This is a genomic window from Pseudomonas sp. BF-R-26 (assembly GCF_019947395.1).
In the GTDB taxonomy this organism is placed as follows: domain Bacteria; phylum Pseudomonadota; class Gammaproteobacteria; order Pseudomonadales; family Pseudomonadaceae; genus Aquipseudomonas; species Aquipseudomonas farris.
Map to the genome: position 1 here is coordinate 101742 of NZ_JAGYGK010000012.1, position 13665 is coordinate 115406.

A 13665-nucleotide genomic window follows, 5' to 3' on the forward strand; every position below is an offset into this window, starting at 1 on the left:
TCACTATGCCGGCTTCATTCGTTCATCTACGCCTGCACACTGAATATTCCCTGGTCGACGGTCTGGTGCGGATCAAACCGCTGGTCAAGACCCTGGTCGGCATGAACATGCCTGCCGTGGCGGTCACCGACCAGAACAACATGTGTTCCCTGGTCAAATTCTATAAAGCTGCCATGGGTGCGGGGATCAAGCCAATCTGCGGCGCCGACCTGTGGCTGTCGAACAAGGATCCGGACAACTCCTTGAGCCGGATCAGCCTGCTGGCGATGAACGCCGTGGGCTATCGCAACCTCACCGAACTGATCTCTCGCGGCTTCATCGACGGCCAGCGCAATGGCTCGGTCATCATCGAGCGCGAGTGGGTGGCTGAAGCCAGCGAAGGCTTGATCATGCTGTCGGCGGCGAAAGAGGGCGAGATCGGTCTGGCCATGCTCAGCGGCAACCCGGACGAAGCCGAAAACCTTGCGCGCGAGTGGATGGCGGTGTTCCCGGATCGTTTCTATCTGGAAGTCCAGCGCACCAGCCGCCCCAATGACGAAGAGCAACTGCACGGCGCCGTGGCCCTGGCGGCGAAAATCGGCGCGCCGCTGGTGGCGACCAACGATGTGCGCTTCATCAAGCAGGAAGACTTCGAAGCCCACGAAACCCGCGTGTGTATCGGTGAGGGCCGCGCCCTCGACGATCCGCGGCGTTCGAAGAATTACAGCGATCAGCAATACCTCAAAAGCGCCGAGGAAATGGCCGAGCTGTTCAGCGACTTGCCCGAGGCGCTGGAAAACACCGTCGAGATCGCCAAGCGCTGCAACATCGACGTGAAACTGGGCAAGCACTTCCTGCCCAACTTCCCGATTCCCGATGGCATGACCATCGACGAGTACTTCCGCAAGGTTTCCTTCGACGGTCTGGAAGAGCGCCTCAGCGTTCTGCTGCCCAAGGACACCACCGAAGACTACGAAGCCAAGCGTCAGGTCTATGTCGACCGGCTGAATTTCGAGCTGGATATCATCATCCAGATGGGCTTTCCCGGTTACTTCCTGATCGTGATGGACTTTATCCAGTGGGCCAAGAGCAACGGCGTGCCGGTAGGTCCGGGTCGTGGGTCGGGTGCCGGGTCGCTGGTGGCCTATGTGCAGAAGATCACCGACCTCGACCCGCTGGAATATGACCTGCTGTTCGAACGTTTCCTTAACCCGGAACGGGTTTCCATGCCCGACTTCGACGTCGACTTCTGCATGGACGGCCGTGACCGGGTGATCGATTACGTGGCCGAGAAATACGGCCGTAACGCGGTTAGCCAGATCATCACCTTCGGTTCCATGGCGGCGAAAGCGGTGGTCCGTGACGTGGCGCGGGTGCAGGGCAAGTCCTACGGCTTGGCGGATCGTCTGTCGAAGATGATTCCGTTCGAAGTCGGCATGACCCTGGAAAAGGCCTACGAGCAGGAAGAAATCCTGCGCGACTTCATCAAGGTCGATGAAGAGGCTGCGGAAATCTGGGAGATGGCGCGCAAGCTTGAAGGCGTTGTGCGTAACGTCGGCAAGCACGCCGGTGGTGTGGTAATCGCGCCGACCAAGCTGACCGACTTCTCGCCGATTTATTGCGACGAAGCGGGCGATGGCCTGGTTACCCAGTTCGACAAGGATGACGTCGAGGCTGCCGGTCTGGTGAAGTTCGACTTCCTGGGACTTCGGACCCTGACGGTCATCGACTGGGCGCTGAAAACCATCAACCGCGATCGCGCCAAGGTCAACGAGCCGCCGCTGGATATCGCGTTCATTCCGCTGGACGACAAACCGACTTACACGCTGCTGCAAAAAGCTGAAACCACCGCGGTGTTCCAGCTCGAGTCGCGCGGCATGAAAGAGCTGATCAAAAAGCTCAAGCCCGACTGCCTGGAAGACTTGATCGCACTGGTGGCCCTGTTCCGTCCGGGCCCGTTGCAATCAGGCATGGTTGACGACTTTATCAACCGTAAGCACGGTCGCGCGGAGCTCGCGTACCCGCACTCGGATTACCAGTACGAAGGCCTCAAGCCAGTCCTGGCGCCGACTTACGGCATCATCCTGTATCAGGAACAGGTGATGCAGATTGCCCAGGTCATGGCCGGTTACACCCTTGGCGGTGCAGACATGCTGCGTCGAGCCATGGGTAAGAAAAAACCCGAAGAAATGGCCAAACAACGCGGCGGTTTCATTGAGGGTTGCGCCACCAACAATATCGACGCCGACCTGGCCGGTAACATCTTTGACCTGGTAGAAAAGTTCGCCGGTTACGGCTTCAACAAATCCCACTCCGCCGCTTACGGCCTGGTGTCGTACCAGACAGCGTGGCTGAAAACCCACTACCCGGCGCCGTTCATGGCCGCGGTACTGTCGGCGGATATGCACAACACCGACAAGGTCGTGACCTTGATCGAAGAAATTCGCACCATGAAGCTGCGTCTCGACGCGCCGGATGTGAATACTTCGGAGTTCAAGTTCACGGTGAATGACGAAGGCCGCATTATTTATGGCCTCGGCGCAATCAAGGGTGTGGGCGAAGGGCCGGTGGAAGCGATCACCGAGGCGCGTCAGGATGGACCGTTCAAGGATCTGTTCGATTTCTGCGCCCGTGTCGATCTCAAACGGATCAACAAGCGCACCCTGGACGGTTTGATCCGCAGCGGCGCGCTGGATCGTCTGGGCCCGTATTTCCATGACGAACCAAAAGCCTATCAAGCCAGCATCGACCAGAACCGCGCGGTCTTGTTGAACGCGATGGAAGGGGCGATCAAGGCTGCCGAACAAACTGCTCGCACCCATGACAGTGGTCACGCCGATCTGTTTGGGGGCCTGTTCGTTGAAGAAGACGCGGATGTCTACGCCAATCATCGCAAGGCTAAGGAGCTGACCCTCAAGGAGCGCCTGAAAGGGGAGAAAGACACCCTCGGCCTGTACCTGACCGGTCACCCGATCGACGAATACGAAGGCGAAATCCGTCGTTTCGCCCGTCAGCGCATCATCGACCTGAAGCCGGCTCGCGATACGCAGACGGTCGCGGGCATGATCATCGCCCTGCGAGTGATGAAGAACAAAAAGGGCGACAAGATGGGTTTCATCACCCTCGATGACCGCTCCGGACGGATCGAAGCCTCGCTGTTCGCCGACGCCTTCCACTCCGCGCAGTCGCTGTTGCAGACCGACGCGATGGTGGTGGTCGAAGGCGAAGTCAGCAACGACGACTTCTCTGGTGGCCTGCGGTTGCGGGTCAAGCGTGTGATGAGCATGGAAGACGCGCGCACCAACCTGGCCGAAAGCCTGCGCCTGAAATTGCACACCAAGGATTTGAAGGGCGATCAGCTGCGCTGGCTGGGTGAGCTGTTCAAGCGCCACCGCGGCGCGTGCCCGATCACCATGGAGTACACCAGTCCCGATGCGAAGGCTTTGTTGCAGTTCGGCGAGACCTGGCGGATCGACCCGGCGGATGCCTTGATTCAAGCCTTGCGTGACCAGTTCGGGCGAGACAACGTCTTCCTCCAATACCGTTGACGGTCAGGTGCCATTCTTTACCATTAGAGCGCGCCTGATCCCGACCCAAATTTTTAATCTCGACCTGAACGCGCCTGTCCCTTAAGGTAGGGCGCGAATAGACAACCGGCCGGCCCAAGCTCTCTTGGAAGGTCGACCCAAGACGGACGCCTATGAACCCGAATTTTCTAGATTTCGAACAGCCGATCGCCGACCTGCAAGCCAAGATCGAAGAGTTGCGCTTGGTCGGTAATGACAATTCGCTGAATATCGGCGATGAGATCTCCCGCCTGCAGGACAAGAGCAGCACGCTGACCGAAGACATCTTCGGCAAGCTGACCAGCTGGCAGATCGCTCGTCTGGCGCGTCACCCGAAACGTCCGTATACCCTGGACTACATCGAACACATCTTCACCGAGTTCGACGAACTGCACGGCGACCGTCACTTCTCCGACGACGCTGCGATCGTTGGCGGCATTGCCCGTCTGGACGACCAGCCGGTGATGATCATCGGTCACCAGAAAGGCCGCGAAGTGCGCGAGAAGGTTCGCCGCAACTTCGGCATGCCGCGTCCGGAAGGCTACCGCAAGGCGTGCCGTCTGATGGAAATGGCCGAGCGTTTCAAAATGCCGATCCTGACCTTCATCGACACCCCGGGTGCTTACCCAGGCATCGACGCCGAAGAGCGCAACCAGAGCGAAGCAATTGCCTGGAACCTGCGCGTCATGGCTCGCCTGAAAACCCCAATCATCGCCACCGTGATCGGTGAGGGTGGTTCCGGTGGTGCACTGGCGATCGGTGTCTGCGATCAGCTGAACATGCTGCAGTACTCGACCTACGCGGTGATTTCGCCGGAAGGTTGCGCTTCGATTCTGTGGAAAACTTCCGAGAAAGCCCCGGATGCTGCTGAAGCCATGGGTATTACTGCCGAGCGTCTGAAGGGCCTGGGCATTGTCGATAAAGTGATCGGCGAGCCATTGGGCGGCGCTCATCGTGATCCGGCCGCTGCGGCTGCCTCGATCCGCGCCGAGCTGAGCTCGCAACTGGCGATGCTGAAGAAGTTCGACAACGAGGCGCTGTTGGCCCGTCGTTATGAGCGTCTGATGAGCTACGGTCTCTGATCTGACGCTGCTTCGGCAAGCGACGCAAAACCAATGTGGGAGCGAGCCTGCTCGCGATAGCGGTATAACAGACAGCGAATTTGTTGAATGTTAAGCAGCCTTCGCGAGCAGGCTCGCTCCCACATTGGGTCTATGTGAAGTGTCGACGTCTATGAATCCTTCGAAGATTGATTTGCCTACCAGGCTCCTGCTGAATCTTGCACCTTGGCGCACCGCCACAACCTGGCGCATCGCGTTCTCCGGTGGTCTCGACTCCACCGTCCTGCTGCACCTTCTCGCGCACCTTGCGAAAACCCAACCCCTGCCGGCGCTGAGCGCCATCCATGTCCACCACGGCCTCCAGGCTGCGGCTGATGCGTGGCCGGAACATTGTCAGTCGGTCTGTGATGCGCTGGGAGTGCCGCTAGAGGTCGTGCGTGTTCAGGTTGAACCCCGCGCCAGCCTTGAGCGTGCGGCGCGGGATGCGCGTTATGGCGCCTTCAATGCGGCGACTCATGCTGGTGAAGTGCTGCTCACAGGCCAACACCGTGACGATCAGGCGGAAACCCTGTTGTTTCGGCTGATGCGTGGGGCAGGGGTGAGAGGCTTGTCGGGGATGCCGAACGAGCGTCCTTTGGGCGGGGGGCATCTGCTGCGACCGTTGCTCGACGTCACTCGCGCCGAGCTTGAGGCCTACGCGACGGAATATCGGTTGAGCTGGATCGAGGATCCGTCGAACCAGGACCGCCAGTTCTCGCGCAATTATCTGCGACATCAGGTGTTCCCGGTGTTGATCGCGCGCTGGCCGCAAGCGGTGGCGACCATGGCCCGCAGCGCAGCGCATCTGAGCGAAGCTCAGGGACTGCTCGACGAATTGGCGCAAATCGATCTGGCCCATGCCACCACGGTCAGCGATTTCGATTGGCTGGGCTTGCCGTCGCTGGCGCTGGCACCACTGGAAAAACTGTCTGATGCGCGCCAGCGCAACGCGCTAAGTCACTGGCTCAAACCGTTGACGACTTTGCCTGACAGTGACCATTGGTCGGGTTGGGAAAGTTTGCGTGATGCGACCGGCGATGCGCATCCGGTCTGGCGGCTCGCGGCGGGTGAATTGCATCGCGCAGGCGGGCGTCTCTGGTGGTTGTCTGGTGGCTGGCTGCACATTCCACCACCCCCAGTGTCTTGGGCTGATCCCACGGTATCACTGGCGTTGCCGGATAACGGTGTCCTTAAGTTCACCGGTCAGATCCCCGTTGGCCCGCTGCAGATCCGCTATCGTGAAGGTGGCGAGGTCATGAATCTGCCCGATCGCGGCCACCGTGACTTGAAGCGTTTGCTCAACGAAAGCGGTGTGCCGGGCTTTGCCCGTGGCAGATTGCCGCTGGTCTACAGAGGCCAGCAATTGCTGGCGGTGGCGAACCTGCGGGGGCTAAATGGCGGTGAGCAAGGTGGCTGGTATTTGCATTGGCAGCCGCTGATCGAAGATCAAGGTTTGAGCTGAAAGGGGCTTTCCGGTAGACTACGCTCCCTTCTTGATACAACTTCTGTGGATTCGCCTGAATCGCAGGAGTTGCCGATTACCAAGCAGTCTTTGCTGGGCGATTCCAAAAAATGTGTAGCGAGCAACCTACCGGTGTTTCATCTACCGGTCTGTCCCAACGCGGCGGTTTTTTTGAAAGGTGCACTGTGATTAATGCAGGTGATCGGGGGCTTCGGCCTTCCTTCGCTTTCCCCGGCGGCTCGGACCGCTTTAACGCAGACTTCTAGGGTTTTTCATGACGCGCTACATATTCGTCACGGGCGGTGTTGTTTCTTCATTGGGGAAAGGCATTGCCTCGGCTTCATTGGCGGCCATCCTGGAGGCGCGGGGACTTAAGGTCACCATGCTGAAGCTGGACCCGTACATCAACGTTGACCCGGGCACGATGAGCCCGTTCCAGCACGGTGAAGTGTTCGTCACCCACGACGGCGCCGAGACCGACCTGGACCTGGGCCACTACGAGCGGTTCATCCGCACGACCATGACCCAGAACAACAACTTCACCACCGGCCGTGTCTATGAACACGTCCTGCGCAAAGAGCGCCGTGGTGATTACCTGGGCGCAACCATTCAGGTGATCCCGCACATCACCGACGAAATCAAGCGCCGGATCATCAAGGGCGCCGGCGATGCCGACGTGGCCATGGTCGAGATCGGTGGCACCGTGGGTGACATCGAGTCGCAACCGTTCCTCGAAGCGATCCGTCAATTGCGTTTCGAAGTCGGCGCCAAGCGCGCGATGCTGATGCACCTGACGCTGGTGCCGTACATCGCCACTGCAGGCGAAACCAAAACCAAGCCGACTCAGCACTCGGTCAAGGAACTGCGTTCCATTGGCCTGCAGCCAGACGTGCTGGTGTGCCGTTCCGATCACCCGATCGACATCTCTTCGCGTCGCAAGATCGCCCAGTTCACCAACGTTGAAGAACGTGCGGTGATCGCGCTGGAAGACGCCGACACCATCTACAAGATCCCGGGCATTCTGCACTCCCAGGGCCTGGATGATTTCGTTGTCGAGCGTTTCGGCCTGCAATGCGACAGCGCCGATCTGTCCGAGTGGGAAGCGGTGGTTGATGCCAAGCTGAACCCGGAACACGAAGTCACCATCGCGATGGTCGGCAAGTACATGGAACTGCTGGACGCCTACAAGTCGCTGATCGAAGCGATGAGTCACGCCGGCATCAGCAACCGCACCAAGGTCAACCTGCGCTACATCGATTCCGAAGACATCGAAAACCAGGGCACCGCGCTGCTGGAAGGCGTCGACGCGATTCTGGTACCGGGCGGCTTTGGTCTGCGTGGCGTTGAAGGCAAGATCACTGCCGTTCAATACGCTCGCGAAAACAAGGTTCCATACCTGGGTATCTGCCTGGGCATGCAAGTGGCCGTTATCGAGTTCGCTCGTAACGTCATGGGTTGGAAAGACGCCAACTCCACCGAGTTCGATCGCACCAGCGGTCATCCGGTCGTGGGTCTGATCACCGAGTGGGAAGATGCCACCGGCGCAGTCGAAACCCGCACCGAAACCTCTGATCTGGGCGGCACCATGCGCCTTGGCGCTCAGGATTGCCTGCTTGAGCCAGGTTCCCTGGTGCACGATTGCTACGCCAAGGACGTGATCGTCGAGCGTCACCGTCATCGCTACGAAGTGAACAACAACCTGCTGCCGCAAATCATCGAGGCCGGTCTGAAAATCTCCGGTCGTTCCGGTGATGGCGCACTGGTTGAAGTGGTCGAAGCGCCGGACCATCCATGGTTCGTCGCTTGCCAGTTCCACCCTGAGTTCACCTCGACGCCACGTGACGGTCACCCATTGTTCAGCGGCTTCGTTAAAGCCGCTTTGACCCAACACCAGAAGAAGGCATAAACCTGATGGCGCAGAAGATCATCCGCGTAGGCAACATCGAGATTGCCAACGACAAGCCAATGGTGCTGTTCGGTGGCATGAACGTGCTGGAAAGCCGCGACATGGCGATGCAGGTCTGCGAAGAGTACGTAAAGGTCACCGAAAAACTCGGTATCCCTTACGTGTTCAAGGCCAGTTTCGACAAGGCGAACCGTTCTTCTGTGACCTCTTACCGTGGCCCCGGCCTGGAAGAGGGCATGCGGATTTTCCAGGACATCAAGCAAGCCTTCGGCGTGCCAGTCATCACCGACGTCCACGAACCTGATCAGGCCGCGGTTGTCGCTGAAGTCTGCGACATCATCCAGTTGCCGGCCTTCCTGTCGCGCCAGACCGACCTCGTGGTCGCGATGGCCAAGACTGGCGCGGTGATCAACATCAAGAAAGCCCAGTTCCTTGCGCCTCAGGAAATGAAACACATCCTGAACAAATGCGTAGAAGCCGGTAACGATCAGTTGATCCTCTGCGAACGTGGTTCGAGCTTCGGCTACAACAACCTGGTCGTCGACATGCTTGGCTTCGGCATCATGAAGCAGTTCGAATACCCGGTGTTCTTCGACGTGACCCACGCGCTGCAAATGCCCGGCGGTCGCTCCGATTCCGCTGGCGGTCGTCGCGCCCAGGTTACCGACCTGGCCAAGGCCGGCATGAGCCAGTCGCTGGCCGGTTTGTTCCTTGAAGCGCACCCGGACCCTGATAACGCCAAATGCGACGGCCCTTGCGCCTTGCGTCTGGACAAACTGGAACCCTTCCTGGCCCAGCTCAAAGCACTGGACGAACTGGTGAAGAGTTTTCCGACGGTAGAAACCGCGTAAACCTCAATTCTCCGGTAAAGTACCGCACGATTTAATGCTCAAGCCCTCGGGCTTGAGCCTTGTCGTCCGCAAGCCTGCCCGCTGTCTATCACTTGCCGACGATAAAAGATTTCCTTCAGCTGCGTCGTTTTCGTCAACTTTGGAGTGTTTACAACAATGGCAAAAATCGTCGACATCAAAGGTCGTGAAGTTCTCGACTCCCGTGGCAATCCCACTGTGGAAGCAGACGTGCTTCTCGATAACGGCATCATCGGCAGCGCTTGCGCGCCATCCGGTGCTTCCACTGGCTCGCGTGAAGCACTCGAGCTGCGTGATGGCGACAAGAGCCGTTACCTGGGCAAAGGCGTTCTGAAAGCCGTCGCCAACATCAACGGTCCAATCCGCGACCTGTTGCTGGGTGCAGACCCAAGCGACCAGAAAGCGCTGGATCACGCGATGATCAAGCTGGATGGCACCGAAAACAAAGCGACCCTGGGCGCCAACGCGATCCTCGCCGTTTCCCTGGCCGCGGCCAAGGCAGCAGCACAGGACCAGGACCTGCCGCTGTACGCACACATCGCTAACCTGAACGGCACCCCGGGTGTTTACTCGATGCCGGTTCCGATGATGAACATCATCAACGGTGGCGAGCACGCCGATAACAACGTCGACATCCAGGAATTCATGGTTCAGCCAGTAGGCGCCAAGTCTTTCTCGGAAGGTCTGCGCATGGGCACCGAGATTTTCCATCACCTTAAAGCTGTACTGAAGGCTCGCGGCCTGAGCACTGCCGTCGGTGACGAAGGTGGTTTCGCGCCGAACCTGGCCTCCAACGAAGACGCTTTGAAAGTGATCTCCGAAGCCGTGGCCAATGCCGGTTACAAGCTGGGCACCGACGTGACCCTGGCTCTGGACTGCGCAGCCAGCGAATTCTACGAAGACGGCAAGTACAACCTGTCCGGCGAAGGCCAGGTGTTCACCGCTGAAGGTTTCGCCGATTACCTGAAAGGTCTGACCGAGCGTTACCCGATCATCTCCATCGAAGACGGTCTGGACGAGTCCGACTGGGCTGGCTGGAAAATCCTCACCGACAAAATCGGCGAGAAGACTCAGCTGGTGGGCGACGACCTGTTCGTGACCAACACCAAGATCCTGAAAGAAGGCATCGATAAAAAGATCGCCAACTCGATCCTGATCAAGTTCAACCAGATCGGCACCCTGACCGAAACTCTGGAAGCGATCCAGATGGCCAAGGCTGCTGGTTACACCGCCGTAATCTCGCACCGCTCCGGCGAAACCGAAGATTCGACCATTGCCGACCTGGCTGTGGGCACTGCGGCTGGCCAGATCAAGACCGGCTCCCTGTGCCGTTCCGACCGTGTTTCCAAGTACAACCAACTGCTGCGTATCGAAGAGCAGTTGAATGGCAAAGCCAAGTACAACGGTCGCAGCGAATTTCGCGGTTAATCGTTAACTGGTAAAAAGACACCGGATTGTGTCGAAAAAATCGCAGCAGCGATGGATTTGCCACTAATCTGATGCCTTAAGAGCACAAGCCTGGTTCTTCCAGGCTTCGTGCTATCAGAAGCTTCAAGTTTTGGCATGGCTGTCTTTTTTCACTGGATACCTGATATTCGATGCGCAGTCCCAATTGGTTGTTCCTCGTCTTGCTCTTGCTGCTGGCTGGCCTGCAGTACCGCCTGTGGGTGGGTAATGGCAGTCTGGCGCAAGTGGCCGAGCTGAAGCAGCAGATTGCGGATCAACACGCCGAAAACGAGGCGTTGCTGGAGCGCAATCGGGTGATGGACGCCGAAGTCAGCGAATTGAAAAAGGGCATGGAGACCGTTGAAGAACGGGCTCGTCATGAGTTGGGCATGGTCAAGGACGGTGAAACCCTTTACCAGTTGGCCCAATGATTAATTCGTTACCGGCCTTCTGGGCCGTGATTCCTGCCGCGGGCGTCGGTGCCCGTATGGCCGCGGACCGTCCCAAGCAATACTTGCAACTGGGCGGGCGCACTATTCTCGAACACAGCCTTGGCTGTTTCCTCGATCATCCTGCCCTGAAGGGGTTGGTGGTCAGTCTTGCAATCGACGATCCTTACTGGCCGAACCTGGCATGTGCTGCTGATCCGCGTATTCAACGGGTCGAGGGTGGCGCCGAGCGTTCCGGGTCAGTGCTCAATGCCTTGCTGCATCTGCATGCCCAAGGCGCTGACGATGAGGACTGGGTGTTGGTTCACGATGCCGCACGACCGAATCTGGCACGTGATGATCTCGATAAATTGCTCAGTGAGCTGGCCGACGATCCGGTGGGCGGTCTGTTGGCCGTGCCTGCACGCGACACTCTCAAGCGGGTCGACCAGCATGGGCGCGTGCTGGAAACGGTGGATCGCAGCGTGATCTGGCAGGCCTATACGCCGCAAATGTTTCGCCTTGGCGCGTTGCATCGGGCGTTGGCGGACAGTCTGGTGGCGGACGTTGTCGTCACCGATGAAGCCTCGGCCATGGAATGGTCGGGCCAGGCGCCGCGTCTGATTGAAGGGCGATCCGATAACATCAAAGTCACTCGCCCCGAAGACCTGGAGTGGTTGCGGCAGCGTTGGGCTAACCGCCGCTAAAAGATCGCAGCCTTCGGCAGCTCCTACGGGTGTACACATAACCTTGTAGGAGCTGCCGAAGGCTGCGATCTTTTGATCTTAAGTTCGATACTCCGACCGTTCGGCCAACCCTTCCTTCAAGTAATCCACTAACTTGCGCACCTTCGGTGACAGATGCCGTTGCTGTGGATAAAGCGCCCAAACCGCTGTGTTTGGCGGTTGATGGGCTTCCAGCAGCGAGATCAATTCGCCGTTTTTCAGGTATTCCAGCACGTAGTAATCCGGTAACTGACACAACCCAACCCCTTGTAGCGCGGCATCCAGCACTGCCTGCCCACTGTTGCAGCGCCAGTTTCCCTGCACTCGCTGGGAAAATTCCCGCCCGTTCTGTTCCAGTTGCCAGATGTCCGAGCTACCGATGAGGCAGTTATGGCGACTCAATTCCGACAAGCTGTGTGGGCGACCATACCTTTCCAGGTAGGACGGTGAGGCGCACAGGTACATGCGCCGTGGTGCCAGACGTGTGGCGACCAATCTTGAATCCTGCAGACGGCCGAGGCGGATGGCCAGGTCCAACCCTTCATGCACAAGGTCGAGCGGGCGGTTGCTCAGTTCGATGTCGACGCGCAGTTGCGGATACAACCCCATGAAGCGAGTCACCAGTGGCACGATGAATCGTTCGCCGTAGGCCACGGCACAGGTCATGCGCAGCATGCCCTTGGGTTCGCTGGTCAGGTCGCCGACCGCGCGCAGTGCTTCTTCGCGACCGTCCTGCAAACGCTGGCAATGTTGCAGGAAGGTTTGCCCGGCCTCGGTCAGTGTGACACGGCGGGTGCTGCGATAGAGCAAACGGGTTTGCAGGCGCTCTTCCAGTCGTACGATTTGGCGACTGATGTGAGAGGAAGACACCCCGAGGCGTTCAGCCGCAGCGGTGAATTGGCTGCACTCGGCCACGGCAACGAACTCATCGATGCCTTCCCAGCGATTTTCGGACATCATGATTATCCCTGTATGGCAATAATGTTTTGCTTTTGTCCTGATTATTCATCGTAAGCCGCTGTATTACACTCCTTGTCTTGTTTTTATTCACTGGAGAGCCAGCATGATCAAGTCGCGCGCCGCCGTTGCCTTCGAGGCCAAGAAACCCCTCGAGATCGTTGAAGTCGATGTCGCCATGCCCAAGGCTGGTGAAGTCCTGCTGCGTGTAGTTGCCTCCGGTGTTTGCCATACCGATGCCTACACCCTCTCGGGCGCAGACCCGGAAGGTATTTTCCCGTCGATCCTGGGTCACGAAGGTGGCGCGGTGGTCGAAGCGATCGGCGAGGGCGTGACTTCGGTCGCGGTCGGCGACCATGTGATCCCGCTGTACACCCCGGAATGCGGCAAGTGCAAATTCTGTCTGTCGGGCAAAACCAACCTCTGTCAGGCGATTCGTGCGACTCAGGGTAAAGGCCTGATGCCGGATGGCACTTCGCGTTTTTCCTACAAGGGCGAAACGATTTTCCACTACATGGGCACCTCGACCTTCTCCGAGTACACCGTGCTGCCGGAAATCTCCGTCGCCAAAATTCCTAAAGAAGCACCCTTGGAAAAAGTCTGCCTGCTGGGTTGTGGTGTCACCACTGGTATCGGCGCGGTAATCAACACTGCCAAGGTCAAACCAGGTGACACCGTCGCCATCTTCGGTCTGGGCGGCATCGGTCTGTCGGCGGTGATTGGCGCGGTCAAAGCCAAGGCAGGGCGGATCATCGCCATCGACATCAACCCGGCCAAGTTCGAGATCGCCAAGCAATTGGGCGCGACCGATTGTGTAAACCCGAAAGACTTCGATCGTCCGATTCAGGAAGTGATCGTTGACATGACCGATGGCGGCGTCGACTTTTCCTTCGAATGCATCGGCAACGTCCAGTTGATGCGTGCTGCACTTGAGTGCTGCCACAAAGGTTGGGGTGAGTCGGTGATCATCGGCGTGGCCGGCGCCGGTCAGGAAATCTCCACTCGTCCGTTCCAGTTGGTGACCGGTCGCGTCTGGCGCGGTTCGGCGTTCGGTGGTGTGCGTGGGCGTACCGAGTTGCCGAGCTATGTTGAAATGGCCCAGACCGGCGAGATCCCGTTGGATACCTTCATCACCCACACGATGGGCCTGGAAGATATCAACAAGGCGTTTGACCTGATGCATGAAGGCAAAAGCATCCGTAGCGTCATCCATTTCTGAGGTCGGTC

At 58.5% G+C, this 13665-nt stretch carries 10 protein-coding genes; 9 read left to right on the top strand and 1 reads right to left on the bottom strand.

The window, feature by feature from the left end; genetic code table 11:
• The first annotated feature begins 5 nt into the window (after nt 1-5).
• The 8 genes from dnaE (at nt 6) to ispD (ending at nt 11463) form a co-directional block, all read left to right on the top strand.
• Complete coding sequence (gene dnaE, locus KGB18_RS19140) at nt 6-3527, top strand: DNA polymerase III subunit alpha (RefSeq protein ID WP_123719843.1); 3522 nt, start codon at nt 6-8, stop codon at nt 3525-3527.
• A 152-nt stretch (nt 3528-3679) separates the two neighbouring features.
• Nucleotides 3680-4627, top strand: a complete 948-nt coding sequence (locus KGB18_RS19145) for an acetyl-CoA carboxylase carboxyltransferase subunit alpha (protein ID WP_030127981.1) — start codon at nt 3680-3682, stop codon at nt 4625-4627.
• Nucleotides 4628-4778: 151 nt separating this feature from the next.
• Complete coding sequence (tilS, locus tag KGB18_RS19150) at nt 4779-6107, top strand: tRNA lysidine(34) synthetase TilS (RefSeq protein WP_223570349.1); 1329 nt, start codon at nt 4779-4781, stop codon at nt 6105-6107.
• Between the two features lie 274 nt (nt 6108-6381).
• Nucleotides 6382-8013 carry a CTP synthase gene (locus KGB18_RS19155; protein ID WP_007907172.1) on the top strand — a complete coding sequence of 544 codons (1632 nt, stop codon included), beginning with the start codon at nt 6382-6384 and terminating at the stop codon, nt 8011-8013.
• A 5-nt stretch (nt 8014-8018) separates the two neighbouring features.
• Nucleotides 8019-8864 (top strand): 3-deoxy-8-phosphooctulonate synthase, encoded by an 846-nt coding sequence (gene kdsA / locus KGB18_RS19160; protein WP_008072675.1) that lies wholly within the window; start codon nt 8019-8021, stop codon nt 8862-8864.
• A 156-nt stretch (nt 8865-9020) separates the two neighbouring features.
• Nucleotides 9021-10310 carry a phosphopyruvate hydratase gene (eno, locus tag KGB18_RS19165; RefSeq protein WP_007907175.1) on the top strand — a complete coding sequence of 430 codons (1290 nt, stop codon included), beginning with the start codon at nt 9021-9023 and terminating at the stop codon, nt 10308-10310.
• A gap of 170 nt (nt 10311-10480) precedes the next feature.
• Nucleotides 10481-10759, top strand: coding sequence for a cell division protein FtsB (gene ftsB / locus KGB18_RS19170; protein WP_007907178.1), 279 nt, complete (start codon nt 10481-10483; stop codon nt 10757-10759).
• The gene (ispD, locus tag KGB18_RS19175; RefSeq protein ID WP_201059890.1) at nt 10756-11463 is read left to right on the top strand and encodes a 2-C-methyl-D-erythritol 4-phosphate cytidylyltransferase; all 708 of its coding nucleotides are present in this window, start codon (nt 10756-10758) and stop codon (nt 11461-11463) included. The genes ftsB and ispD overlap by 4 nt, the downstream gene beginning before the upstream one ends.
• Nucleotides 11464-11541: 78 nt before the next feature.
• Here the strand turns inward: ispD and KGB18_RS19180 are convergent, their stop codons facing one another.
• Entirely contained in the window at nt 11542-12438 is an 897-nt protein-coding gene (locus KGB18_RS19180; RefSeq protein ID WP_123719841.1) for a LysR substrate-binding domain-containing protein, read from the bottom strand.
• A 106-nt stretch (nt 12439-12544) separates the two neighbouring features.
• Between KGB18_RS19180 and KGB18_RS19185 the strand changes: the two genes are divergently transcribed.
• The gene (locus KGB18_RS19185; protein ID WP_007907184.1) at nt 12545-13657 is read left to right on the top strand and encodes an S-(hydroxymethyl)glutathione dehydrogenase/class III alcohol dehydrogenase; all 1113 of its coding nucleotides are present in this window, start codon (nt 12545-12547) and stop codon (nt 13655-13657) included.
• The last annotated feature ends 8 nt before the right edge of the window (nt 13658-13665 follow it).

Excerpts from the sequence above, each read along its gene's own strand:
- ftsB (WP_007907178.1), top strand. The coding sequence starts at position 10,481 with ATGCGCAGTCCCAATTGGTTGTTCCTCGTCTTGCTCTTGCTGCTGGCT.
- tilS (WP_223570349.1), top strand. The coding sequence starts at position 4,779 with ATGAATCCTTCGAAGATTGATTTGCCTACCAGGCTCCTGCTGAATCTT.
- kdsA (WP_008072675.1), top strand. The coding sequence starts at position 8,019 with ATGGCGCAGAAGATCATCCGCGTAGGCAACATCGAGATTGCCAACGAC.
- dnaE (WP_123719843.1), top strand. The coding sequence starts at position 6 with ATGCCGGCTTCATTCGTTCATCTACGCCTGCACACTGAATATTCCCTG.
- KGB18_RS19155 (WP_007907172.1), top strand. The coding sequence starts at position 6,382 with ATGACGCGCTACATATTCGTCACGGGCGGTGTTGTTTCTTCATTGGGG.
- KGB18_RS19180 (WP_123719841.1), bottom strand. The coding sequence starts at position 12,438 with ATGTCCGAAAATCGCTGGGAAGGCATCGATGAGTTCGTTGCCGTGGCC.
- eno (WP_007907175.1), top strand. The coding sequence starts at position 9,021 with ATGGCAAAAATCGTCGACATCAAAGGTCGTGAAGTTCTCGACTCCCGT.
- ispD (WP_201059890.1), top strand. The coding sequence starts at position 10,756 with ATGATTAATTCGTTACCGGCCTTCTGGGCCGTGATTCCTGCCGCGGGC.
- KGB18_RS19145 (WP_030127981.1), top strand. The coding sequence starts at position 3,680 with ATGAACCCGAATTTTCTAGATTTCGAACAGCCGATCGCCGACCTGCAA.
- KGB18_RS19185 (WP_007907184.1), top strand. The coding sequence starts at position 12,545 with ATGATCAAGTCGCGCGCCGCCGTTGCCTTCGAGGCCAAGAAACCCCTC.